Origin of the sequence: Desulfovibrio sp. UIB00, from assembly GCF_022508225.1 — a bacterium.
Taxonomy (GTDB): domain Bacteria; phylum Desulfobacterota; class Desulfovibrionia; order Desulfovibrionales; family Desulfovibrionaceae; genus Desulfovibrio.
Map to the genome: position 1 here is coordinate 201,391 of NZ_JAETXJ010000002.1, position 24,760 is coordinate 226,150.

Annotated in this window: 20 protein-coding genes; 10 read left to right on the forward strand and 10 right to left on the reverse strand. The window is 61.2% G+C overall.

What is annotated here, in order from left to right:
- Positions 1 to 172: 172 nt before the first annotated feature.
- Together argS and JMF94_RS03815 are read right to left on the reverse strand one after the other, a co-directional pair.
- Positions 173 to 1,828: an arginine--tRNA ligase gene (gene argS / locus JMF94_RS03810; protein ID WP_240823850.1), complete on the reverse strand. Its 1,656-nt coding sequence runs from the start codon at positions 1,826 to 1,828 to the stop codon at positions 173 to 175.
- A 192-nt stretch (positions 1,829 to 2,020) separates the two neighbouring features.
- On the reverse strand, positions 2,021 to 2,962 hold the full coding sequence (locus JMF94_RS03815) for an ACP S-malonyltransferase (protein WP_240823851.1): 942 nt from the start codon (positions 2,960 to 2,962) through the stop codon (positions 2,021 to 2,023).
- 208 nt (positions 2,963 to 3,170) lie between these two features.
- Here JMF94_RS03815 and JMF94_RS03820 point away from each other — a divergent pair, with 208 nt between their 5' ends.
- Positions 3,171 to 3,863: an RsmG family class I SAM-dependent methyltransferase gene (locus JMF94_RS03820; protein ID WP_240823852.1), complete on the forward strand. Its 693-nt coding sequence runs from the start codon at positions 3,171 to 3,173 to the stop codon at positions 3,861 to 3,863.
- Positions 3,864 to 4,006: 143 nt separating this feature from the next.
- Positions 4,007 to 6,496, forward strand: a complete 2,490-nt coding sequence (locus tag JMF94_RS03825; RefSeq protein ID WP_240823853.1) for an STT3 domain-containing protein — start codon at positions 4,007 to 4,009, stop codon at positions 6,494 to 6,496.
- Between the two features lie 182 nt (positions 6,497 to 6,678).
- Here JMF94_RS03825 and JMF94_RS03830 read toward each other — a convergent pair whose 3' ends face one another.
- Entirely contained in the window at positions 6,679 to 7,152 is a 474-nt protein-coding gene (locus tag JMF94_RS03830) for a 23S rRNA (pseudouridine(1915)-N(3))-methyltransferase RlmH (protein WP_240823854.1), read from the reverse strand.
- On the opposite strand from JMF94_RS03830, the gene JMF94_RS03835 reads away from it, so the two are divergent.
- Positions 7,151 to 7,903 carry an L-threonylcarbamoyladenylate synthase gene (locus JMF94_RS03835; protein WP_240823855.1) on the forward strand — a complete coding sequence of 251 codons (753 nt, stop codon included), beginning with the start codon at positions 7,151 to 7,153 and terminating at the stop codon, positions 7,901 to 7,903. The two genes, JMF94_RS03830 and JMF94_RS03835, sit on opposite strands and share 2 nt — an antisense overlap.
- 12 nt (positions 7,904 to 7,915) lie before the next feature.
- Here the strand turns inward: JMF94_RS03835 and JMF94_RS03840 are convergent, their stop codons facing one another.
- Together JMF94_RS03840 and JMF94_RS03845 are read right to left on the reverse strand one after the other, a co-directional pair.
- Complete coding sequence (locus JMF94_RS03840; RefSeq protein WP_240823856.1) at positions 7,916 to 8,563, reverse strand: class I SAM-dependent methyltransferase; 648 nt, start codon at positions 8,561 to 8,563, stop codon at positions 7,916 to 7,918.
- Between the two features lie 75 nt (positions 8,564 to 8,638).
- Positions 8,639 to 9,178: a MarR family winged helix-turn-helix transcriptional regulator gene (locus tag JMF94_RS03845; protein WP_240823857.1), complete on the reverse strand. Its 540-nt coding sequence runs from the start codon at positions 9,176 to 9,178 to the stop codon at positions 8,639 to 8,641.
- A gap of 156 nt (positions 9,179 to 9,334) precedes the next feature.
- Between JMF94_RS03845 and JMF94_RS03850 the strand changes: the two genes are divergently transcribed.
- The 5 genes from JMF94_RS03850 (at position 9,335) to JMF94_RS03870 (ending at position 15,096) form a co-directional block, all read left to right on the forward strand.
- Positions 9,335 to 9,865: an NUDIX hydrolase gene (locus JMF94_RS03850; protein WP_240823858.1), complete on the forward strand. Its 531-nt coding sequence runs from the start codon at positions 9,335 to 9,337 to the stop codon at positions 9,863 to 9,865.
- Complete coding sequence (locus JMF94_RS03855; RefSeq protein WP_240823859.1) at positions 9,862 to 11,736, forward strand: UbiD family decarboxylase; 1,875 nt, start codon at positions 9,862 to 9,864, stop codon at positions 11,734 to 11,736. The genes JMF94_RS03850 and JMF94_RS03855 overlap by 4 nt, the downstream gene beginning before the upstream one ends.
- An 18-nt stretch (positions 11,737 to 11,754) precedes the next feature.
- Positions 11,755 to 13,434, forward strand: a complete 1,680-nt coding sequence (locus tag JMF94_RS03860) for an NAD+ synthase (protein ID WP_240823860.1) — start codon at positions 11,755 to 11,757, stop codon at positions 13,432 to 13,434.
- Between the two features lie 150 nt (positions 13,435 to 13,584).
- Positions 13,585 to 14,568: a class II fructose-bisphosphatase gene (gene glpX, locus JMF94_RS03865; protein ID WP_240823861.1), complete on the forward strand. Its 984-nt coding sequence runs from the start codon at positions 13,585 to 13,587 to the stop codon at positions 14,566 to 14,568.
- Positions 14,569 to 15,096, forward strand: a complete 528-nt coding sequence (locus tag JMF94_RS03870; RefSeq protein ID WP_240823862.1) for a serine/threonine protein phosphatase — start codon at positions 14,569 to 14,571, stop codon at positions 15,094 to 15,096.
- Positions 15,097 to 15,376: 280 nt separating this feature from the next.
- Here JMF94_RS03870 and JMF94_RS03875 read toward each other — a convergent pair whose 3' ends face one another.
- The 5 genes from JMF94_RS03875 to JMF94_RS03895 all read right to left on the reverse strand — a co-directional run bounded on the left by JMF94_RS03875 (position 15,377) and on the right by JMF94_RS03895 (position 21,874).
- The gene (locus JMF94_RS03875; RefSeq protein WP_240823863.1) at positions 15,377 to 17,548 is read right to left on the reverse strand and encodes a hypothetical protein; all 2,172 of its coding nucleotides are present in this window, start codon (positions 17,546 to 17,548) and stop codon (positions 15,377 to 15,379) included.
- A complete protein-coding gene (locus JMF94_RS03880) occupies positions 17,545 to 19,758 on the reverse strand; it encodes a hypothetical protein (protein ID WP_240823864.1) in 2,214 nt (737 codons plus the stop codon). Before JMF94_RS03880 ends, JMF94_RS03875 begins: the two co-directional genes overlap by 4 nt.
- Entirely contained in the window at positions 19,716 to 20,516 is an 801-nt protein-coding gene (mazG, locus tag JMF94_RS03885; protein WP_192112382.1) for a nucleoside triphosphate pyrophosphohydrolase, read from the reverse strand. Before mazG ends, JMF94_RS03880 begins: the two co-directional genes overlap by 43 nt.
- A gap of 30 nt (positions 20,517 to 20,546) precedes the next feature.
- Positions 20,547 to 21,035, reverse strand: a complete 489-nt coding sequence (locus tag JMF94_RS03890) for a CvpA family protein (RefSeq protein WP_240823865.1) — start codon at positions 21,033 to 21,035, stop codon at positions 20,547 to 20,549.
- 221 nt (positions 21,036 to 21,256) lie between these two features.
- A complete protein-coding gene (locus JMF94_RS03895) occupies positions 21,257 to 21,874 on the reverse strand; it encodes a transglutaminase domain-containing protein (protein WP_240823866.1) in 618 nt (205 codons plus the stop codon).
- A gap of 134 nt (positions 21,875 to 22,008) precedes the next feature.
- Here JMF94_RS03895 and JMF94_RS03900 point away from each other — a divergent pair, with 134 nt between their 5' ends.
- Both JMF94_RS03900 and JMF94_RS03905 read left to right on the forward strand, forming a co-directional pair.
- Complete coding sequence (locus JMF94_RS03900; RefSeq protein ID WP_240823867.1) at positions 22,009 to 22,632, forward strand: molybdenum cofactor guanylyltransferase; 624 nt, start codon at positions 22,009 to 22,011, stop codon at positions 22,630 to 22,632.
- 186 nt (positions 22,633 to 22,818) lie between these two features.
- Positions 22,819 to 24,513: an FmdE family protein gene (locus tag JMF94_RS03905; protein ID WP_240823868.1), complete on the forward strand. Its 1,695-nt coding sequence runs from the start codon at positions 22,819 to 22,821 to the stop codon at positions 24,511 to 24,513.
- The last annotated feature ends 247 nt before the right edge of the window (positions 24,514 to 24,760 follow it).

The window sequence follows — 24,760 nt, forward strand, 5'->3', positions numbered from 1 at the left end:
CGGGGCAGGCAGAGCACACGCAAGGCCTCGTCCAAAACGCGCCTTAACGGTAACAGGCACAGAGCAGATTTGTCGCACGCCGAATATTCAACGTTTATGCGAGCAGCGGGGATGCTTCTGTGGGAGTGACCCCGCAGGAGTAATCCCACTCAAAATCCAGTTTATACAAATGTTACATGCTTTCCGGGGCGCTCACGCCAAGCACGTCCAGACCATTGCGCAGCACCTGACCGATGGAACGCAGCAGGGCAAGGCGGGCCAGGGTGCGGGGCGCGTCATCGGCCAGCAGCACCTGATGCTTGGCATAGTAGCTGTGCAGCTGCCCGGCAAGTTCCGTGAGGTAGGTGCTCACGTGGTGCACGCCAAGCGATTTGGCGGCGGAGGCCAGCATGTCTTCAAACGTGGCGGCCTTGCGCAGCAGGGCCATGTCTTCGGGCGTATCAAGCCCGTGCAGCAGCTCTGCAGTGGCCTTGGGGGGCAGCACGAAGCCGCGTTCCTCAGCCCGGCGCAGCACGGCGCAGATGCGCGCGTGGGCGTACTGTACATAGTACACCGGGTTGTCGAGGCTGCGCTGCTTGGCAAGCTCAAGGTCAAAGTCCAGCGGGCTGTCGCTCTTGCGTGAAAGAAACATGAAGCGCGCTGCGTCAACGCCCACTTCCTTGATGACATCAGCCAGGGTTTCAAAGGTGCCCGCGCGGGTGGACATGCTCACGGGCTGGCCCTCGCGCAGCAGGTTCACCAGCTGGATAAGCACCACGTCAAAGCTGTCCTGCGTTTTGCCCATGGCCGTGATGGCCGCGCGCATGCGGGGGATGTAGCCGTGGTGATCCGCACCCCAGATATCAATGAGCCAGTCGTAGCCGCGCTGGAATTTGTCGTGATGGTAGGCGATGTCGGAGGCAAAGTAGGTCAGGCTGCCGTCCGACTTGCGCAGCACGCGGTTTTTGTCGTCGCCCAGATTCTCGGTGGCGAACCAGTAGGCATTGTCTTTCTCATATGTATACCCGGCGGAATCCAGCGCGTCAAAAGCCGCAGCAACGGCTCCGCCTTCCACAAGGGTTTTTTCAGAGAACCAGCGCTGGTGCTCCACGCGGAATTCGTTGAGGTCGTCCTTGATGCCGTTCAGAATGTCGTTCATGGCCTTGTCGTAGCACACGTCCTGGCCTTCGGCATCGGGCAGCTCCACGAGGGCGGGGTTGGCATCCAGCATTTCGCGGGCGATGTCGATGATATAGTCGCCCTTGTAGTAATCTTCGGGCCAGGTGACGGGTTTTCCGGCCAGTTCCTTGGCGCGCAGCCACACAGAAAGGCCCAGCAGGCGCATCTGGCGACCGGCATCGTTGATGTAATACTCGGTGTTAACGTCATAACCAGCCACGCGCAGCAGGCGGGCAAGGCTGTCGCCCACGGCAGCGCCGCGCCCATGCCCCACATGCAGGGGACCAGTGGGGTTGGCGGAAACATATTCCAGCAGCACCTTTTTACCTGCGCCGCCCGTGCTCTTGCCGTATTCCTTGCCCGCAGCTTCAATGTCGGCCACGGTGGCGCGCCAGAAATCCTGCGTGAAGGTCACATTGCAGAATCCGGGGCCGGCGGCTTCGGCATGGGACACCTCGGGGCAACGCTCCACAAGCTTCTGGGCGAATTTCTGCGCCAGCTCGCGGGGATTGGCCTTGGCTTCCTTGGCGAGCAGCATGGCGGAGTTGACGGAAAGATCGCCGTGCTTGGGGTCGCGGGGCGGTTCAATAACGGTTTTGACGGGCCAGGCAAGGCCTTCTTCTTCAATAATGGCCTTGAGGGCCGTGCGCAGGGTGTCAATGGCGCGCATAGTGCTGGTGTCCTTTATTGTGCAACGGTTGCGGCTTTACGCCTCGGGCGGCCCGGGGCACTGCCGCCGGGAACCCCGTTTCAGGTTCATGCGCAGGTCGGTTGCGGCAATACCGCACGGGGGCGCATGAAGAAAAAGTTTCAGGCAAGGCGGGGAAGGCCTTCCGCATGAAAGGCCTTCCTCCGCAAAAAACTATCCTGCAAAGGCCGCCGCTGTTTCGGCGTTGTTAACGAGCTCAATGGCAAGATCTTCTGCTGTGGCGGTTCCTGCGAGGCAGGGGGCTACCATCTTGCCGAGCACGGTCTTGGGGCCAAGCTCCAGCCAGCGGCGCGCGCCGTCGGCATACTGGTTGCGCACTGTGTCTATCCACTGCACGGAGGACGTCATCTGCACAAGCAGGCTTTCACGGGCGCTTTCGCCATCTGTCACGGCTTTGCCGTGGGCATTGCAATATACGGGGAACTTGGGTTTGCTCCACACGGCCTTGCGCAGCAGAGGGGTGAGTTCCTTGTTGGCCTCAGCCATCATGGGGCTGTGGAACGCGCCGCTGACCTTGAGTTCGAGGCCACGGCCCTTGCGCTCCTTGGCCTTCTGGCAAGCCAGAGCCACGGCGGCCTTGGTGCCGCTGATAACAAGCTGGCCGGGCGTATTGTAGTTGGCCACCAGTAAAAGTTCGCCGCACTGGGCAATGGTTTCGGCCACAATTTCTTCAATGGCGGGCTGATCCAGCTTGAGCAGAGCGGCCATGCCGCCCTTGCCATCGGGATCGGCCTCGGCCATGAGGCGACCGCGCAGGGCTGTAAGCTCAAGGGCGCTCTCGGCAGAAAGCACGCCAGCGGCGGCCATGGCGCTGAACTCGCCAAGACTGTGCCCGGCTGCGCCGCACACGTTGGCGCGCGCGGCAACCGCGCTCCAGAGGTTCAGGTTCACCACGGTGAGGGCGGGCTGAAGGGCGCGGGTGTCGCTCATGGCGGCATCATCGCCTTCCCAGTAAATTTCGCGCAGGGGCAGGCCACTGATGCGCTCGGCCTGCTTCCAGAGGTTCATGGCGTCAGAAGAAGCCTCGGCCAGATCGCGGCCCATGCCCGACTCTTGCGAGCCCTGGCCGGGAAAGAGCAAAACGGCTTGTGTCATGCGGGGTTTATCCTCCAGTGGCGCGCACGTGCGCGCATTGGCGTGGCCTTGCGGCCTTGGGTTCGTTTAGGGTGCGCATTGCGCGCAAGCCCTCTTTTTTACGTTATCGGCGCAGGGCTTGCAAGTCCCGGTCTGCGGGGATATGACAGTGAACCCGGCAGAAACGCTGGAAAGGCCCGCAACGGGCGAACAAGCGCAGGAAAGGATCATGCAGCGACAATCGGTTGACAGAAAAGAATTGGCGCGTCTGGCTGCGGCCTCGGGCGCGGAAGTGCCGCAATCGGCTCTGGAGCCGCTGGCGGAATATCTTGAAATGCTCTGCCAGTGGAACAAGGCCATGAACCTGGTCGGCCCGCACACATGGCAGGATATGCTTACCCGGCTGGCGGTGGACAGTTTTCATCTGGCCGGCTTTCTGGACAAGCTCAATCTGCCCGAAGCTCCCCTGTGCTGGGATCTTGGCGCGGGCGCTGGCCTGCCGGGCATTCCCTTACGCATGGCCTGGACGCGCGGCGCATACTATATGATAGAAGTGCGCGAAAAACGCGCCCTGTTCATCTCCAGTGTACTTTCTCGCCTTCAGTTGCCCTCCACCCATATTTTCAGAGGGCCGGTGGAACATTTTTTTCAGGGTCAGTATTATAAGGCGGACTGCATCCTGAGCCGCGCCTTCATGCCCTGGCGGCAACTGCTTGACCTCGCCAGCCCCAGGCTGCACGATAACGGAGTTATGGTCGTGCTGGCGCTTGAGCCAGCCCCCAGCGAATTGCCAGCGCCCTGGCGTCTGGTGGAGCAGCTCTCCTACGTTGTTGGCGGGCACGGGCGCTGGTTCTGGGCGCTTGCCCCCAGCGCAGAGGCTGAGCGGCTGACCTATGATGCCGCAACGCATCGGGCTGGCTAGAGCACTTTTACCTGAATGTTCTGGCGAGGATTGGCCCGCCAATCTTGCCGAAAGCTCTGTGGCGAACCGCGCAGACCTTGTTATGCGCGTGACTGGCCCAAAGAGCCGCCGTACAGGACTTTTGCCGCCATCTGCATGCCAGTATGAACAGGACCATGATCCTTACGGAGAACGCCATGCACCCCGCAGCACATGCCTCTGCCAGCACCGCGCCTGCCGGAAACGATGCAGACGAAACCCGGCGCACCGGGCAGCCGCACCCCGAATCGGAAACGCTGCCTGCTGCGGAACCAGCTTGTACGGAGCAGCACGCCCCCTCCCATCCTACACATGGGGGAGCCCTGTTGCCCACTGGCGGCGCAGGGCTGCACAACGGCAAACGTTCGCTGCCTTCTGCGCGTTATTGGGCGCGGGGGCTGTTCTGGGGGCTGGTGACGCTTGCCCTTGCCTTTGCCCTGCGCATGCTGGAATGGCCCTGCTGGCAAAATCCGGAATACCGCCTTGGCAACGAGTGGCTTCTGGCCACGCACGATGCCTATACATGGGTGGCCGGGGCGGAAGATTTCGGCCTTGCCGTAGGGCATCCCATGGCTGTGATGCTCAAGGCCATGTCCGACCTCGTAGGCACTTCCCCCGCTGCCGTGGCCTTCTGGTTCCCTGCATTGCTGGCAAGCTTTGTGGCTGTTATCGCCTTTGCCTGGGTGTGGGCGCTGGGCAGCATTGAAGCTGGCGTTGCCGCAGGCATACTCACGTCCATTGCGCCGGGCTTTCTGGCCCGCACCCTGCTGGGATTTTACGATACCGACCTCGTAACCCTGTTCTTCCCCCTGCTCATGACCCTTGCCCCGGCCAGTTGGGCCATGCGCTATATGCTGCTGCCGGGCATGGTGCTGCGCCGCCTTTCCATGACTTCCGGCGTGATGAATCTGCGCCGCCTTTTTTCCCGCAATCAGCCCGAGGGCCACTGGACGCCGCGCCTCAAACAGGCGGAGCACATGGGCAATCCCCTGCGCTGGCAATGGGTTGTGCTGCTTGGCTGTTCCGGCGTCGTTTCGTGGTGGACGCAGGAATGGCATTCTGTTTTTCCGTACCTGATCCGCTACAATGTGGCCTTGTTGGCCTTTATGAGCATGGTGATGGCCCCGCGCGGGCGGCGCGCCCTGCTGCTTCTGGGCAGCATGGCCTACGCCCTGCCTACGCTGGCGGGGCCGTGGGGCCTCAGTTTCAGTTTATTGCTGCTGGCTGCGGGCACAAGGACAGGCTACCGCCTGCGCCGTCTGCTGTGCCGCCCCTGGCTGCTGGCTCTTCTGCTGGCGGGCGTGGGCTTTTTGATGCTTCAGGGCGAAATTCTTACGTCCATTGTGAACCACATCAATGCCTATGTGAAACATACGGGCGATGTGAAAAGCACCGGCGGCGGGCTTTCGCTGGAATATCCCTCGGTGGCGCAGTCCATTATTGAAGTGCAGGATTTGGGCATCATCGAGATTTTTCCCTACTTCCATCCCTGGATGGAAGCTGCGGTGCTTGGCCTGCTGGGTTTTGCCCTGGTGGTCATACGCAGGCCGGGCGCGCTCTTTTTGCTGCCGCTGGCAGGGCTGGGCATCCTGAGCGTCAAGATGGGGGGGCGCATGGTCATGTTTGGCGCGCCCATCATGGCCATTGGCCTGACCTTGCCCTTGTACTGGCTGCTGCAAAGGCTGCTGCGCGTGGATCTGCGCGGCGCTGTGGCGGGCATCCTGACCAGCGGCGTGCTGTTGGCTCTGCTGGTAGCGCCCTTTGCAGATATGATCCCCGCCATGTCGCAGGGGCCAATCATCAACCGCCGTCATGCAGAAGCCCTCTCTCGCGCCAAGGCCATGACCCCGCCCGACGCCATGCTCTGGCTGTGGTGGGATTGGGGCTATGCCGCCAACCACTTTGCCCAGCGGCAGACCATCGCTGATGGCGCGCAGCATGCAGGGCCGTCCCTCTATCTGCCCGCAGCTGTTTTTGCCACAGACAATCCGCGTTTTGCGCGCCAGATCATCCGCTACACGGCCCAGTGCGGCAACGAGCCGGGCAACGTGTTTGAAGGTCTGGATGGTGAAGCCGCGCAGGCTCTCATGGACAGGCTGCGCTCGCCCGAAACCCCGCTCATTGAAAACAAGGGGCGGCTCTATGTGGTGGTGAGCTTTGAAATGCTGCGGCTTGGCTTCTGGATAAGCAACTTCGGCAACTGGAATTTTGTTACCCGTACTGGCGAAGGCGGGGCGCTTTCCATCGTGCCGCAGGCCCTTGCCTACAAGCTCGATTCGGGCGAGGTGCGGCTTGAGGGCAACAGCAGCGCCATTTATGCCTCGTCCATCAGCGTGTTTGAAGAGACCGGCGTGACGCGCCGCAACTATATACAGGACTGGTTTGACGCGCACCCCTCGGCAACGCCCGAGGAGCAGCACGAATTTCTTTCCAAGCGCCGCAACATCAACTTTCTTTTCAACCGCGTAACGGACGAAAAGCTTGCCATGGATGCGGGCTTGTACAATTCGCTAATGGTGCAGCTTTTGGTGGGCGACCCGCAAGATCCGCGCGTTTCGCCCTATTTCAAGCTGGTGTACGACAACGTGTTTGCCAGGATTTACGAAGTTCTGTAGGCGGTTGCGCTTGCGGACCGCCGCATGTGCAATCAAGGGCAGTCTAACTGGATGATTTTGCGCCAAGGGCAAGGAAAAAGGTTGTTTTTGCGAAAGAAGTGTACTCTTACGGTACATGACTGGAGTAAAAATAACCTTTTGACGCAGCCAGTTGGACAAAAGAAGCAGTTAGAGACAGACCTCTAGTGGTGGTACGGAACCTTGCGCAATATGCATTCAGCCCGGTAAAGCTGCTCAAGCAGCACCACGCGGGCCAGCTCGTGCGGCAGGGTCATGTGCGAAAGGCTGATGCAGCGGCTGGCGCGCTGACGCACAGCTTCATCCAGCCCCCATGCGCCACCCACGATAAAGCAGGCTCTGCCTCGTGCCTCGTGATCCATCTGGCGCAGCATATCTGCCAGTTGGGGCGAGGTGAGGTGCTGGCCGCGTTCGTCAAGAACGAGCGCGATGTCCTGCGGGTCGAGGGCCTCAATGATGCGGCGTCCTTCAAGGGCGTTGCGCTGATCCTGCGGCAGGGCGGAATCGCCGTCGCGCACTTCGGTTATGTCCAGCTTGCGCCAGCGAGTGATGCGCGTGGTGTAGTGGGCTGCGGCATCCTTCCAGAACGGCGTTTTCAGTTTGCCCACACTTATGTATTTCAAGGGTTTGCCAGTCATGTCTTCTCATGTTTCGTTAAATATGGCGGATGGCGCGTCTGAATGCGGTAGCGGCCCGGATGCCGGAATGGAGCTTGCGGCTGCGGCGCTTTTTTTGCGTAACGGCGGCGTGCTCGTGTTTCCAACAGAGACGTTCTACGGGCTGGGCTGCCTTGCCGCCAATGCGGAAGCCGTGGCAAGGGTGTATCAGTTGAAGCATCGGCCCGTCCACAAGCCCTTGCCCCTGCTGGCGGCGCATGCGGCGCAGGTGGACGCAGTGGCGGAACTTGCCGCCATGCCCAAGGGGCTTTTGGCCTTCTGGCCCGGCCCGCTCACGGTTTTGCTGCCCGCGCGTTCCTGTCTGCCCCCGGCGCTGGTCAACGGGCAAGGCCTTGCGGCGGTGCGCGTGACACCCCATCCACTGGCTGCGCAACTGGCGGAGCAGGCCGGCGGCGCGCTTACGGCAAGCAGCGCCAACCTCAGCGGCGGTGCGTCCGTATGCTCCCCAGACGAACTTGATCCGGCCCTGCTGGAAGCCTTGCGCCGCATGGCGCATGGCAAGCCCTGCCCTGCGGGGTGCGCGGCGCAGGCTATAAAAGCAGACGTTTCCCTGCCTTTGGCGCTTGGCGGGCCGCTGCCTGCTGGCGGCTTGCCGTCCACCGTGGTGGAGCCTCTGAGCGGCGGGGATGGAGGGGCAGGGCGGCTGCGGATAGTGCGGGCCGGTGCTGTGAGCGCCGCAGCCCTTGAAGCTGCGGGTTTTGCTCTGGAGTGACCTCCTGCCGGACTACGCGGCGGAGGCCGCGTTTTTTACAAAAACCTGTCTGCGCACAAGAGAATTCAAATACCCGTCTTCACGCCGGGACAGGCCGTGCGCGGCGCAGATTTCAGCATAAGCTTCAGTCAGGGCGTCCTTATGTTTTGGCGAAGTCATGACAAAGGGATAGAGCAAGAGGCCCAGGCCCCGCAGCCGTGGGCGGGCGATATCCACCAGCAGAAAAATGCCATCAGGGGCAAGCATTCGCGCGGCATTGGCAATGGCAGTGCGCCGCGCTTGGGGATTTGCCTCATGCAGCGCCATGGCGGTCATGATGATGCTGAACGTGCCGTCAGGAAAGCACGCTTCGTCCATGGACGCTACGCTGAAATGAATGTTGTTGGGATAATCTTTCTGGCGATATTGTGCGCGGGCGATCTGGTTTTCGGCAAGGTCAAGGCCATGGATGCGGCATTGGGGCGAGGATTGCGCGGCAAGCGCAAAAGTCAGGGAACCTGTGCCGCAGCCAAGATCCAGAGCCGACATTCCCGGGCCAAGCGCCAAACCCTTGACCGCCGCCTCATAAAAAGACGCATTCAGCCCGAACAATCGGGCAAAAATATCGTAGCTCTGTCCAGAAACAAGACCGTTAAAAGCAGTACCCTTGTCAGTGTTCATAATACCTCGCATGTGACCCCAATTAGGTCGACCTGTATAATGTATGGATGCCAAACATTGGCGACCTGAAAAAGCCTATTTGACCTCCACCGAGTTCAGCTTCGCAAGGAGTTTTTCGAGAAAATCAGCAATATCGGCGACTTCATCCTGTTTGCGTGTCCCCATGGCATCGTCCACCATGCAATCAAGCTGAGAATGAAAATCCATGTGCTGTTTATGTGCTGCCTTGCCCTTTTCCGTCAAAAACACATTGAGGCGGGTCAGTTTCAGCGGATCCTTGGCCTTGTAGGCCAGTCCCTTGCGCTCCAGCCTGCGCAACAGCTCAGAAACGCTGCCCTTGGTGACGCCCAGCTGCTCGGCCAATCCACCCACATGGATGCCTTCATTGTTATGGATGGCCATGATCGTGTGGATTTCCGCCAGGTGGATATCCACATCGGTGCCGAATTTGCTGCACTGCCTCTCAAGCTCATAAAACCTGGTCACTATGCCCAGCAGCGAGATGCTGACTGATGCGCTGCGCGTAGAATGGGCGGCAGCATGCCCCAGTGTTTTGAGCATGGATTTCTGGATACGCAGTTCAACGGCGGTTTTTTTATGGCAGTCATTTTTCATGGGGTTTTAGTATGGCATCCATACTTTTTTGTCAATCGCCGTTCGAAGGCGGCAAATCGCTGCACAGCGGCATTTGTTTCCCGCGCTTGCGGCGCGGGGCATGCTGGCTTAGTATGCGGCAGTTGCGCGCAATGGCGCGAACCATACGGAGAACGCATGAAACGCCAGGTTGTCTGCCCGCATTGCGGCAAGTCGTATTCCAGCTATAAAAACCCCACGCCCACGGCGGATGTGGTTATCCATTCGCCAGATCGCGGGGTGGTCATCATCAGACGCGCCAATGAACCCGTGGGCTTTGCCCTGCCGGGCGGTTTTATTGAAGAGGGCGAATGCGCGGAAACCGCCGCAGTGCGCGAAATGCGTGAAGAAACCGGGCTGGATGTGGAGCTGACCGGGCTTTTGGGCGTGTATTCCAGGCCTGACCGCGACCCCCGCCAGCACACGCTGACCGTGGCTTTCACAGGCAGGCCGCGCAATCCCGAAGCCTTGTGCGCCGGGGACGATGCGGCCCATGCGGCGTATTATCCTCTGGATGCCCTGCCGCAGCCGCTGGTCTTTGACCATGCGCAGATTCTGGCAGATTTCAAGGCCATGCTGGCTGGCAAGCGTTCGCTTGCCGGCATACAACCATCATTTGACGCGGCTGACGGAGCCGCCGGAACCTGCGGGGAAGGGACGCATTCATGAGTTATCGCAATCTTCAGGAATGCGTGGCCGACCTTGAGGCCAATGGGCATCTGGTGCGCATTGAGGCCGAGGTAGATCCGCATCTGGAACTGGCCGCCATCCAGCGGCGCGCCTTTCGTGCCAAGGCTCCGGCCCTGCTGTTTACGCGGGTCAAGGGCACGCCCTTTCCCATGCTCTCCAATCTTTTTGGCACGCGTGAGCGCCTGCATTTTATTTTTCGTCGCAGCCTGCCTGCGGTGGAGGCTGTGCTGACCGCCAAGGCCGACCCCGCAGCAGCCATGAAGCACCCCTTGCAGTCGCTCAAGGCTGTGCCCGGCCTGCTGAACATGCTGCCGAGCGTGAGCCGGGTGCGCGCGGAACAGGCGGCGGCAGCGGCCCCGGTGCTGGAATGCCAGTGCAAGCTGGCCGACCTGCCCCAGCTTGTCTGCTGGCCCATGGACGGCGGCCCCTTCATTACCCTGCCTCTGGTGTACAGCGAAGACCCCGCCAAGCCCGGCGCGGACGCCTCCAACCTCGGCATGTACCGGGTGCAGCTTGGCGGCAACGAGTACGCGGCGGATGAAGTAGGCCTGCACTACCAGATACATCGGGGCATAGGGGCGCACCACGCCCGTGCGCTGGAAATGGGCAAACCTCTGCCTGTGCATATTTATGTGGGCGGGCCGCCCAGCCTCACCGTGGCTGCGGTCATGCCCTTGCCCGAAGGGCTTTCTGAACTGCGCTTTGCCGGATTGCTCGGCGGCAGGAGCACAGAGATGGCCGCAGTGCCCGGTCTGCCCCTGCCAGTGCTCGCGCAGGCGGATTTTTGCATCAGCGGGCACGTGATGCCCCAGTGCAAGCCCGAAGGCCCCTTTGGCGATCATGTGGGTTACTATAGCCTTGCGCATGATTTCCCGGTGCTCAAGGTCGATGCCGTCCACCACCGCAAAGGGGCCATCTGGCCCTTTACCGCCGTGGGCCGCCCTCCGCAGGAAGATACGGTCTTTGGCGACTTTATCCACGAACTCACCGGGCCGCTGGTGCCGCAGGTTTTTCAGGGAGTGTGCGATGTGCATGCCGTGGACGCAGCCGGGGTGCATCCGCTGCTGCTGGCCGTGGGCAGCGAACGCTATACGCCCTATGAGGACGAGCGTCGCCCGCGCGAGCTGATCACTGCGGGCCTGCACCTGCTTGGAACCACCCAGACGGCTCTGGCAAAGTATGTTTTTCTTGTGGCGCATGAAGACGCGCCGGGCCTCACCGCCCGCGATGTGCCCGCATTTTTGCGGCATTTGCTGGAGCGGGCTGATTTTTCACGCGATCTGCACTTCATCACTCGCAGCACCAATGATACACTGGACTACACGGGAAGCGCGCTTAACGAAGGCTCCAAACTTGTGTGGGCCTCTGCCGGTAAAAAGAGGCGCGAGCTTGGCAGCGAACTTTCCGGCCCCGCCGCAGACCTGCCGACCCTGCCGGATGGGTTTGGCCCGGTGCGCGTGTGCGGCCCCGGCCTTGTTGCCATTGGCGGGCTGAGGCATGCCCTTGACCGCAGTCAGCCCGACCCGCAGATGGAAGCGCTTGCGCAGGCTCTGGCCCAGTGGCCGGGGCGCGAGGCATTCCCGCTTGTGATAGTGGTGGATGATGCGGACTTTTGCGCAGTGAATCTGGATAATTTTTTGTGGGTGGCCTTCACCCGGTCAGACCCGGCCACAGACGTGTATGGCGCTCAAGCCGCCACACGGGCCAGGCACTGGTCGTGCGGAGCGCCGCTGGTCATCGACGCACGCCTAAAGCCCTTCCATGCCCCCCCACTGGAAGAGGAACCGGCGGTCATACGCAAGGTGGAAGCCCTGGCAGCGCCGGGCGGCCCCTTACATAACTACTTGTAACCTGGGGGAGGCATCGGCATGAAAATCGCCCTATTGCAGTGCAATACCGTTACCGGCGACGTGGCCGGAAATCTGGAACGTATCATCAGCACCGCCCGTCAGGCAGGCGCAGCAGGGGCGAACCTGTGCGTTACGCCGGAGCTGGCGCTTTGCGGCGTGGCCCCCGGCCACTACCTCTGCGCTCAGGGTTTTGCGGCGGGTTGCCTCAAGGCTCTGGATATCATGGCCGCTGAACTCAAGGATGGCCCTGCCGTGCTGGTGGGTGCGCCTGTGCCCAGCGTGTATGCCTCGGGCCTGCTTTCCAACGCGGCAGTGTTGGTTGAAAAAGGCGGCTGGCAGGTTGTTTCGCGCAAGGTGTATCAGAATCAGGGGCAGAACAGCGTGGCCGAATCCACAGATGAGGACGCCCGCTATTTTGACCGTGGCATTTCGTGCGGCATTGTCACCATGGGCGGCTGGCGCATCGGCGTTGTTTTGTGCGAAGATGCCCAGAGCGAAGACGCTTCGTTCTGGAAAACCCGTTACGCCAGCGGTCATAATCCGCTGATGGAACTGGTGCAGCGCGGCGTGGACGCGCTTGTGCACATGGCGGCGGCGCCCTTCAGCGTGGGCGCGCAGGAAACGGACGAACACCTGCTTTCGCACGTGGCGGCGCGGCATCATGTGCATATGTTTTCGGTGAACATGGTGGGCGGCAACGACAGCCGCGTGTACAACGGGCAGAGTCTTGTTTTTGATCCCACCGGGCAGCTGCTTGCCCGGGGCAAGGCCTTTGAGGAAGACGTGCTTGTGGTGGATACCGCGCGCGGGCAGGGTGCTGTTAAAGCCCCGGAACCGCTGGCCGCCTGCGTTGAACAAGATTACTGGCGCGCCCTTGTGCTCGGCACACGGGATTTTGTGCGCAAGTGCGGGGTGGAGAAGGGCATCGTAGCCATTTCCGGCGGTATGGATTCCGCCCTGGTGTGCAGCGTGGCGGTGGAGGCCCTTGGCGCGCAAAACGTCACCGGCGTGCTCCTGCCCTCGCCCCACAGCAGCGAGGGTTCGTTGACGGACGCCGCAAAGCTGGCGGAAAATCTGGGCATCACCACCGTGACCCTGCCCATCGGCCCGCTCATGGATGCTTTTGCCACCGCGCTCAAGCCCGGCCTTGACCTTTTTGAAGAAAAGCCCGGCGACGTGACCTTTGAAAACGTGCAGGCCCGCATACGCGGCACGCTCATTACCTCGCTGGCCAACAGGGCCAACGCCCTTGTGCTCAATACGGGTAACAAGAGCGAGGGGGCAATGGGCTACTGCACTCTGTACGGCGATTCCGTGGGCGCGCTGGCCGTGATCGGCGATCTAACCAAGACCCAGGTGTACGCTGTTGGTCGCTGGTACAACGCCCATCGCGGGGCAGAGATCATCCCCGATGAAATTTTCACCAAGGCTCCTTCTGCGGAGCTGCGTCCCGGTCAGAAAGATTCGGACAGCCTGTTGCCCTATGAGGATCTGGATCCGATTCTTGAAGATCTGTTGCAGCCTGCGGAGGCGGAATCCGGCCCGCTTTCGGCTGCGCGTATGGAAGTGCGCGACAAGCTGTTCAGGGCTGAATTCAAGCGCCGTCAGGAGCCTTTGTCGCTCTACATGAGCCGCATGCCCTTTGGCGGCGGCTGGCAGACGCCCGTTGCCGGGCGTTTCAGCCTGCCCAATAAATAGGCTGTATAAAAAAAATGTATGGGAAAGGGCTGTGCGGCAAAAGAGTTGCCGTATGGCCCGCCCCGAAGGGCGGGGGTTTTTTCTTGAAGCCCGCAACGCACTGGGGTAAGAGCAGTGTGTTGCACAACGCTGATCTGAGTGGAGGATATCATGGCGGAAGCACCGGAGAAAAATCTGGCTCTGGATATTGTTCGCATTACCGAGGCTGCGGCCCTTGCATCGGCCCGCTGGCTCGGTCGGGGAGACAAGGAAGCCGGTGACGGCGCCGCCGTTGACGCCATGCGCGTCAGCTTCGCCACCCTCAGTATTGATGGCAAGGTCATTATCGGCGAGGGCGAAAAAGACAATGCCCCCATGCTCTTTAACGGCGAAAAAGTCGGCAAGGGCTGCGGCCCCAGCCTTGACGTGGCCGTTGATCCTGTGGAAGGCACCAATCTGCTGGCCTATGGCCGCCCCAACGCCATTTCGGTGGTGGGTGTTGCGCAGAAAGGCAGCATGTTCAACCCCGGCCCCAGCTACTACATGCAGAAGCTGGTGGTGCCCCGCGAGGCTCGCGATGTGGTTGACCTTGATGCGCCGGTAAAGGTCAATCTGGCCAACGTGGCCAAGGCCATGGGCAAGAGCGTTCAGGATCTTGTGGTCTTTGTGCTCGACAAGCCCCGGCACGAAAAGCTTATTACGGAAATCCGCCAGGCAGGCGCGCGCATTCAGCTGCAAACCGACGGCGACGTGGCAGGCGCGCTTATGGCTGTTGATCCTCGTTCCGAGGTTGATATCATGATGGGTACGGGCGGCACCCCCGAGGGCGTGTTGTCTGCCTGCGCCATCAAGGGCATGGGCGGGCAGATTCTGGCCCGTCTGGATCCCCAGTCGTATGTGGAAAAAGAAGCCATCACCGAAGCGGGCATTGACGCGCGCGAGGTGCTCACGGTGCATGACCTGGTGCGCAGCGATGATTGCTTCTTTGCTGCCACGGGTATCTCCGGCGGTGATTTTTTGAGAGGCGTGCGTTACAGTGCCAAGTACGCTGTTACCCATTCGCTGGTTTTGCGCGGCAAAACCGGCACCCTGCGATATGTGGAGTCTTACCATAATATGGACAGACTCTCGAAATTTAGCGCGGTTCGGTATTGAATGAATAAAATTTCATCTCTTTGCGGTGTTTTTGCGGCACTGGTGCTGGCCCTGCCGCTGACGGTTGTTGCCCCCGGCATGGCCGAGGCCGCACAGGCTCCTGCTGCCAAGAAAAAGGCGGAGCAGCCTGCCCCAAGTTCCAGCGCAAGCGTTAATGTGTATGAAAAACAGCCTCCGGTAACGGACAAGGAACTGCTGGACTTTCTTGAACTTCTGCCGCAGTTCCGGGCCTGGGCCAAGGGCAACAATGAAGAGGCCCACCCCATCATGCGCAACAACAAGGCGGATTTTCTCTATTCGCCCAATGCCGCTGCCTGGGTGCAGGCGCATAACTGGAACCCGGTGCGCTTTTTCTGCGTCATGGGCCGCATGGCAGCCGCTCTTTCCATCGTGGAAGAAGGCAACGACATGAGCGGTGCGCGTTCCAAGGATATGCCCGAAGTTTCAGAAGGCGAGCTTGCCCTTGCCCGGCGTCACCTTGGCACCATGCTCAAAGCTGGTGGCGATGTGCCGCCCATAAACAAATAGGGCGCGTTCCGCGCCATGCCCGCTGTGCGGGCGCAAACAAATGATAGATGAAAGGCTCCGGTTGATTCCGGGGCCTTTTTTATTTGCGGCTGAGATCAGCAGCCTCACTGTCTGTAACCGAAGGCAAAGCGGCGAAGCTGAAACGTTCCGCACGATGGGACATTCGCTGGTGTATGCCCCCGTATTGGGAGCGTTTGAACCATCATGCAAAAAAAAAGGCCCCTCGTGGGAGGGGCCTTGGTATTGTGAGCGCGATCTGCGCCGACCTGATGCAGTTGAGCTAGTTTGCAGGAGTCTGAGTTGCTGCGCCCTTGGGCTGTTCTGGTTGCGCCGCAGGGGTCGGTTCCGCAGGTGCAGCGGGGGCGGCTTCCTTGACCACTTCCTTGGCAAGTTCCTTGGCTGCATCGGCAGGAGTGGTCGCAGGCGCTGCTGCGGGAACTTCAGCCGGAGCTGCCGGGGCCGCAGGTGCCGTTGTTTGGGGAGCTGGCGCTCCCGCAGGCTGAGCGGCGGCAGGGGCAGCCGCAGGTTCCTGCACAGGGGCGGGCTTTTCAGCGGGAACAGCGGGCACGGATTCAGGCGCGGTCGCCGGGGCGGCTGGTTCAAGTTTGGGGGTCTCGGCCGGCGCTGCTACGGGAGCTTCAGGCGCGGGGGCCGGAGTCGCCGCAGGAGCCAGAACCGCCGGGGCAGCAGGAGCGGGCGTCAGGATGGCGCTCAGGCTCTTTATCTGCGCTTCAGGCGTTTTTTCCAGTTGCGGCATGAGCATGAGGGATGCGGGCTGGGCCAGAATAACCGCTATGACCGCGCACATCACGAGCGAACCACTGGTGCCGCCGTGTGCGCCACGGCGCACCAGACGGGCAAGCAGTATTGCCGCCACAATGCCGATGCCGCCCAGCACGGGCAGGGCCTTGAGGCCCAGCACGGCGGAACGCTGGCTTTCTGTAAGCGTAAAGTGGAAAAACTTGCCAAGCCAGTCAAGCGTGTAGCCAAAACCTGCGGCTACCAGGGCCATGCTGGCGTGCAGCAGGCACAGGGCCGCGATGATGTAGAACAGCTTGGCCCCGGCGACAGGCAGGCGCAGCAGGGCCTTGCCCAGCAGGAGGGCCGCAAGGCAGGCTGTGCACACGGCAGCGCCCACCATGTCGGCAGCAAAAATACTCAGCAGGCAGGCGAACACAAGGGCTATCCACAAAAAGGCCATCCCGGCTTTTTCCTTGCGGGAGGCTGCCAGATCAGCAGGGGCGGTGCGCAGCACGCGCGCCCAGGAAACGCCGCAGATAACAGCCAGCCATGGCAGCAGGCCCAGAGCCGCAAAGGCCAGAGGCTTCCACCATGTGGCCTTGGTGATGGGCCAGGTCACAAGCTGGGTGCCAAGGTTCTTGAGGTATCCCTCCGGCTGATGCCAGAGCATGACAACAGCGAGCCAGCAACCGACCATGCCCAGCATGAGCACAAAACCCACGAGGCCGTCCGCCTTTTGCGCGCGGCGGAATCCGCAACGCCAGAGCAGAAAGGCCAGGCTGGCAAGCACTGGCAGCAACAGATAGAAAAGGCCGCCCGTCAGGCCAGCCAATGCGGCCAATGTAAAGCCCAGAGGCAGGGTGATAGTCGTGCCCGGCTGCTGCCAGCCGTGGCAAAGGCAGGCAAGGGAAAGCAAGGTCACAGCTGCGGCCAAAGCTTCCGGCCCGGTAAAGGTGGAGAGCGGCGCAAAGATGGGCGCGCAGAGCAGCAGCATGCCGCCAGCCAGAGCGGCCCGGCGATCCAGCCCTGCAACGCGGCCAAGAACCCATACAGCCACAAGGCAGATCAGGGTTCCGGTCATCGCGGCCAGAGGAAAGAGCAGATGGGCAAACTGCGGCGCGGTCTTGGTGAGCAGAGCTTCAATGCCCCGCAAAAACCAGAAAAACACGGGCCATTGCGAAAGACCATCGCCCGCCGGGGCAAGCCACATGCCGCTCTGTGCGGTTTGGGTAAAGGCCAGAATGCCTGCGGCCTCGCGCGGACAGTACAGGCTGTGCCCCATAAGGGCGGGCCAGGCCTGGGCCAGCATGATGAGCAAGAGGGCAAGCGGCCCAACAACGCTGGCTGCGTCAAAAATATTGTCGGCAAAACCGGGAGCGGCTGACTGAGGAGCGGGTTCTGTCGGTTTTGCGGAGGCAGCTGGTTTGCCTTCCTTGCCGGAGTTGCCGAACATTCCCCTGAATCCCTTGGCCGAGATCGTCACTGGGCGGGAAGCCCTGGGGGCTGCGCCCTCGGACTGAGGCGCTGTTGCTGCTGCGCTCGCAGCGGCCTGCGCCGCGCCAGCAGGTTCGGGAGCCGGTGCAGCTGGCTGGGAAACTGCCTTGGCAGCTTGCGCTTCGGATTGGGCGTGTGCCCCTTCCGCATTTGTCTGCTGGCCCCCGGACTGACAGACAGCCTGGTCTTCGGGATTCTGGGCGCTGGTCTGGGTCATGGCATCGCTCCTTCATGCGTTTTCGGCTCGCCAAGCAGGATATGTCGCGCCTGACGGGCTTCGAGGTCAATTTCTACGGCGCGCCCCGTGGGCAGGCTCTGGCCGCTCAGCACATCACGCGCGGGGCCTTGCGCGCCAGCGGGCAGAGGGCAGGCAAGGTGTTGTTTTCGGTCTGAAAAATTGGCAGCCAGCAGCCAGTAGCCGCCGCCCGGCAGGGCGCTCAGGGTCGCAACGCAGCCTGTAGGGCCGTTCACCACCTGCACAAGGCGGCCAGAGGCAAGTCCCGTGGCGCGTCTGGCTTGCAACAGGCGGGCAATCTGTCTGGCAAAACTTGTTTCCCGGCTCCACTGCATGTCCAGCGGGCCAAAGGCCAATGTGGCGGGGCTTTGCCCGCCGGGCAGGTTTGTGGCTCCCCACAGGGGCACGCTGCCCGCGCTGGACGCACCCTTGCCAGAACCCTGCGGCAATCCCATCGCGCCCGTAAGATCCTGCGGGTTTAAAAATGTCAGGCCCGGTAAGCCAATGCGCCAGCCCAGCAGGAGCAGGCAGGCGGATTCCATGGTTTGCGCATGCTCAGGGCGCACTGCGCTGGCAGCGTCAAGCCCAAGGGCGCGAGCGGCCAGTTCCGCCTGGGTGACGGGCAAGCCCGAGGCTTCTGGTGCGCCCTTGGCAAGGGACTGCGCGCGGCGCACAAAGGCCTGACCGTCCGGCAGATCCAGCAGGGGACGCCAGTCAACATATTGCCTGTCCCGCAGTCCACGAGCAAGGCGGCTGTGGTCAACGCCTACCGTAAGCGATGCCTTGAGCAATGCGCTCAGGGGCGCGGCATCGCCGCTCAGCAGGGCATATGCGGCGGCAGCCGGGGTGATGCTGTCGCGGCTGAAATCCACGGCTGTGGCAAGCACCGCTTTGGTCAGTGATGGGGGCAGCACATCATCCTGCACGGCCCATCCGCCATAGCGGTGCACCTCGCCCGCCAGGGATTCCAAAGCTTCAAGGCCCGGAACCAGCGTCGAAGGGTCTGTTCTGCCCCCGCTCTGGCCTTCAACTTGCGCGTCCAGCCCCATGAGGGCCTCCAGCCTGATGCCCGCAAGCGTTTGCTGCTGCAAGCCCGTGTGCTGGATAACCGCTGCGGAAAATACCCGCCGAGCTTGACCGGAAGGATCCTGCCACAGCAGTACGGGGCGCAGGGCGTTGCCGCTGTAGCGGTAAACCCAGCGCCGCACCTGGCCATCCGCGCCACGCACTTCGCCGGTGACGGCCCACCCTCCATGGGTTGCCCAGTCAAGGGTGTCGCGCCGCAACTGATCAGGAACGACTCCACGTTTGCGCAATTCCGCCACAGCGGTCTGGCGCAGGGGCAGGCAGTCCCATTCGCCAGCGGTGGCGGGCAAAATATCCCAGTCTTTCTGCGGCACAGACATCATGGCATACAGGCCGTCAAAGCGCGAGGCCCGGCGTGCCTGAAGGATAAAATCCGGCCCCAGCCCCGTAGCGGCTGGGGGGAGTTCTCCGCCCATCTGCATCTGCGCCTGATCAAGCTTTGTAGTCAGCCTCGAAAAATCCTCGCCGGTGCCCAGTGATGGGTCTGGCCGCAGGGCGGTGACGTTGTCGCCCGCCTCAGATGCGGCGTCAGGCAGCGCGGAAGCAGCATGGGCGCTCCAGATGTCGCCTTTTTCGCCCAAAGGAGCCAGGAAAAGTCCGCCAAAGCCCGCTTGCGCCCAAAAGGCGTCCACGCCGGGTTGGGCCAGCGCCCGTAGGGCTGGCTGCCCCGCGCCAAGGCTGTGCGGGTTCACGTCAAACCAGTTGGGCGCAGCGGTGAGCAGCAGGGGCACACGCCGTGCCGAGGCGCTGTTGCGCCAGATAAGATCCGTGCCGGAAACCTGCCCTGTCAGTTCCTGGGTGGAGCCGAGCATGGACTGGCGCTCAAGCCATTGCAGATACCCCGGATCGGCGCGTGGCAGCAGGGATGTGTTCCCAGTTGGTTGCTCGCGGCGCAGGGAGGTTGCCGTGCCGCTGTGCTTTGTGCAGGCCGCGAGGCATAGGCCGACCACCAGAGCCGCCACAAGCAGGGCCAGCAGGGGCAATCGGGCCGCAATTCCGGCGGTCAGCGGAGCAGGCCGCCTCAGGGTTTTTCGCAATGGCTGGGCACGCATGGTTGCGACCGTCAGGCCTTTGCCGCAGTTTCCTCGGCCTTGGCTGTGTTCCACAGCTCGTCCTTTTCATCAAGGGTCAGGGCCGAAAAATCAAGATTCTTCTCGCGGGCGATTTCTTCCATGCGGGCAAAGCGTTTGAGGAAGCGTCGGTTGGCGTAGTCCAGAGCTTCGCTGGCCTTGATGCCCTTGCGGCGGCCAAGCTCTGCAATGCTGAACAGCAAATCGCCCAGTTCGTGCTTCTGGGCATCCTGATCGCCGCCAGCGGAGGCGTCCAGCCATTCCAGCCATTCGGCTTCCACCTGCTGTTCCACCTCTTCATCTTCCTGCCAGGTAAAGCCCACGCGGGCCGCCTTGGAATTGATGCGGTAGGCCTTGGCAAGCGGGGGCAGGCTCTCGGGCAGGCTGTCAAACAGGCCTTTGGGCTTGCCTTCGTCATCGGTATGCTCGGCGCGCTTGATTTTTTCCCAGGCTTTGAGCTGTTCTTCAAGGCTGTCAAAAACCGTGTTGCTGAACACGTGGGGGTGGCGGCGGATCATCTTGGCCCTGTTGTTGTTGAGGGCATCATCAAGGTTGAACTGCCCCTGTTTTTCATACAGGCGCGCCACAAAAAGCAGCAAAAAGGCCACATCGCCCAGTTCTTCGCGGATGTCGGCCACATTGCCGGAGCGGATGGCGCTCACAAGCTCATGGCTTTCTTCAATGACGTATTCGGCAAGGCTTTCAGGGGTCTGCTCCTTGTCCCAGGGGCAGCCGTCGGGAGCGGTGAGCTTGTCGATGATGAGCTGCAATTCTTCGAGGGCGGTCTTTTCCATGATGGCGTGTTTCCTTGGTAATTCTGGCAGTTAAATGCCCAGGCGGGCGGTGAGGTCAGGCGGCAGCCAGCCGTGTACCTGGGTCATGAGCGCGTTGAAGTAGGGCAGTGCGCGCGAATGCTGCATAAAGGGCGCGCCCGCGAAAAATTTTTGCAGAAACAGCAGGGCCAGAGAGCAGAGCAGGACGCCCTTGGCAAGACCAAGCATGCCGCCAGCCAGTTTGTCTGCCCACGAAACAAAAGAGAAAGAAAGTATTTTTTGCAGGATGCGCGCAAGGATGGCCACTGAAATGATGACACCCAGAAAAATGAGCACGTATGCCGCAATGATGCGCCATGAGGGATCGGTGATAAGCGTGAGGCGCGGCGCAAGCAGCGGGTGGTAATGGTGCGCAGCCCAGAAGCCGCCCAGCAGCGAAATAAGCCCGGCTACTTCGCCCACAAAACCGTGGATAAAGCCCCGTGTGCCAAAAAATACCAGTATAAGCACTATAATAAGGTCGAAAATGTCCTGACCCATGCGTTCTCCGTTGCGGCTGTGTTGCCCGCGTGGCGGGCCGTTGCCGGGAAGGCTTTCGCGCCGAGGCCTTTGACCTGCGGCGGGGCAGAGCATAGCAGATGCTGGCCTGCGGCACAACGTGCCTCGGGGGCTGATTGGCCGCAAGCCGCTGACGTAGTTGCAGTATGGAACAGGGATGCCGGGACGCTGCACACAGGGAGGCAGCATGCACTGGGGCGGGATCAAACAGGGCGGGCAAGCTGCTGCGGCAGGCGGGCCAGCAGTTGGGCCATAGTGCTGTAACCGCGCAGGGCCAGAATCACGCCGGGGTCCGGCTCTGCAAAAATATGGGGATAGTCCTCCTCGCCGCACTGCGGATGCACGGTAAAAGCCAGTTGCTCCGGGCCGTTTGGCAAGAACTGCGCGTCAACGCCGGGCTTGTTGCCCCGCGCGTCCAACCGCCGCCAGATATGCCGCTCGCTGATCCATACGGCGTTGAGGCCGTGCAGTACCCGGTGGGGATCGTGCTCATCTTCAAAGCCCAGCAATTGGTAGCAAAATCCTGCGGCGATGCCGTTGGCGCGCAGCAATGCCGCCAGAAGATGCGCCTTGGCATAACACAGGCCCTGGCCCACTTGCAGTACTTCCGATGCGCTGCACGTAACGGCAGTGCCGCCGCAGTCCACCGAGTGAGCAATGCTGTCGCGTACAAAGATAAAAGTTTTTTCAATGAGTTCCATTTCAGATGCACAGTGCGCGGCAAGGCTGGCGGCCCTGCGCTGCACTGGTGCAGAGCGGAAATCAACGATTTCCGACTCGCTCATGCAGGCTTGCGGTACAGGGGGCTGTTGGTGCATCATCGCCAAACCCTATCATAGGGGAGCGCGGGGTGCAAAAAGGCCAAGGTTTCAGCCCCCCAAAGAATTGCCCTTTGTGCGCAGAACACAACCACGCAGCATCATAGGGCGGAACAACAGGTCGGGCAGGAGGCATGATGGATACATTGCGGGGGCGCGTGGCGGGCGTGGTGCTGGCGGGGGGGCTTTCCTTTCGTATGGGCCGCGACAAGGCGCTGCTGCGGGTCTACGGTTCGGACAATCCCGATCTGCTGGCCCGTACGCACACGCTGCTGACCGCCTTGCTGCCGCAGTGCTGGGTGTCGTGCAGGCCGGGGCTTCCCCGAGCCGGGTATCAGTGTATTTTTGATGAAAAAAATGACTGCGGCCCCGTAGCGGGGGTGGTCGCGGCCCTGCGCACGGCGCAGGCGCAGGGATTTTCTGCCGTGCTGGTGCTTTCTTGCGACATGCCCTTTATGGATGCGCCCACCTTGCGCAACTTGCTTGCCGCCCGCAACGCTGCCCCGGCAGATACCCTTGCCACGCTCTATATGGATGCGGTCAGCGGCAGACCCGAGGCTCTTTCTGCGGTATACGAAACAGCGGCGCTGCCCTGGTTTGAAGATTCGCTGGCCTTTCACGGCGGCAGGCTCAACAGGGTCGTGCCACTTGAGCGGCAGTGCCGTTTGCCCTATGGCCCGGAAGAAGCCCGTCCGTTTTTCAATCTGAACCGCCCCGATGACCTGCAAAGGGCGCTGGATATTCTGAGCGCTTCCCATTAGTCTCTCTCTACCAGTTCACGGTCATCTAAGTAATCGTGATTATCCGGCGGAAGCTGATCTGCCGCCAACCAATATTTGCTACCCGGCGCGGCTGCGCGTCTGCCCGGGCGAGCGGAGAAAACGCGCGTGAAAACACTGCCGCAGCATATGGCTTTGGTCAGCCCGCTGCGGTGATTTGGAGCAAACATGGATATTGGGGCTTATACGTTTAAGGAATTTCATCGCCTTGCAGAGAATTTTCACGGCTATGCCGCACCGGGTCTGCTTGTGGGCGGCTATATGGTGGAGCTTGCCAAGCGTCATCTGCCCGAGGGCACGCTGTTTGAGGCCGTGGTGGAATCGGGCAAGTGCCTGCCTGACGCGGTTCAGTTGCTCACCCTGTGCAGCATAGGCAACAACTGGATGAAGATTCACAATCTGGGCCGCTACGCTGTATCGCTGTTTGACAAGCATACTGGCGAGGGCGTGCGCGTGAGCCTGGATCCGGTGAAGATGGCTGCCTATCCCGAACTCAAGGCCTGGTTCTTTAAGGAAAAGGCCAAAAAAGATCAGGATATCGCCCTGCTGGAATCAGAAATTGAAGCTGCGGGCGACAGCATCTGCAAGGTGGAGCCCATCACCGTCAAGCGGCGGTTTATGGGCCACAAGCACATGACGCGCATTTTGTGCTGCCCCGTGTGCGGCGAGGCCTACCCGGTGGAAGACGGTCCCGTGTGTCGTGGCTGTCAGGGCGAGGCCCCTTATGTGCTGGCGCGGCGCGAGCTTAAGGAAGACTGTCAGGCCCTTGCCGCAGAGCGCCACAATGCCGCAACGGGCGTTCGTGTTGTGCCTGTGGAAGAAGCCGTGGGCAAAACCGTGGCCCACGACATGACCCGTATTGATCCCGGCCAGTTCAAAGGGCCGGAATTCAAGGCCGGGCAGCGCATTTCTGTGGGCGATATCTGCCGCTTGCAGCAGATGGGCCGCTTCCATGTGGCCATTACAGATGATGCCCCAGCCAGCGCGCAGGTATCCCCTGATGATCCTCGTGCCTTGGTGCATGAAAATGAAGTGGCGGAAATTTTTGCGCGCCGCATGGCTGGCGAAGGCGTTACCTACGAACTGCCGCCCCATGAAGGCAAAATTGACTTCAAGGCTGCCTGTAACGGACTTTTCTGCGTGGATGTGGAGCGCATGACGCGGTTCAATCTGGTACCTGAGGTCATGGTGGCATCACGTCAGGATGGAACCCTGGTCAAGCAGGGCGGCCCGCTTTGCGGCACCCGCGCCATCCCGCTCCACATTACGCGCGAGCGGCTTGGTCAGGCGCTGGAAGCGCTGGAAGGCGGGCCTTTGTTCCGCGTGTTGCCTCTGCGCAAGGCCCGCGTGGGCATCCTTGTGACCGGAACCGAAGTTTTTCAGGGGATTATTGAAGACAAGTTCATCCCCGTCATCACCGCCAAGGTCAGCATGCTGGACTGCACCGTGGTGCGCACCGACATCGTACCGGACGACAAAGCCATGATGCAGGCCTCCGTGGCTGCCATGCGCGAGGCCGGGGCCGATCTGCTGATCACCACGGGCGGGCTTTCCGTTGACCCGGACGATGTGACCCGTCAGGCCCTTGTGGAAGCAGGCCTGACAGACGTGCTGCACGGCGTGCCCATCCTGCCCGGCACCATGAGCCTCATGGGCCGCATCCCTGGCCCGCAGGGAGATATGCAGGTGCTGGGCGTGCCCGCCTGCGCTCTGTATTTTAAAACAACCTTCCTTGATCTGGTGTTGCCGCGCATGCTGGCAGGCCGTGGCCTGACCCGCGCCGAGGCTGCCCGTATGGGTGAGGGCGGTTACTGCCTGGCATGCCACACCTGCACCTATCCCAAGTGCTGGTTCGGTAAATAATTCTGAATCTTGTGCAAAGGCGGACACGCCTTTTTGCGGAGGCTCCGAAATTTTTTTCGGGGCCTTTTTTAGTGCGATAGAATCACCAATAAGCGAGGAGTGGACGTAATTTTTTAAGAAAAAAGTATAATTATTTCAGGGGTAGCAAGAGAAAAAATATCGCCCAGTTTATGCTGTTTGTGTGTGCAATTCTATCAATTATAGTGTTCCATCTCCATGAAATGGCATGCAAAATTATATCATTGGG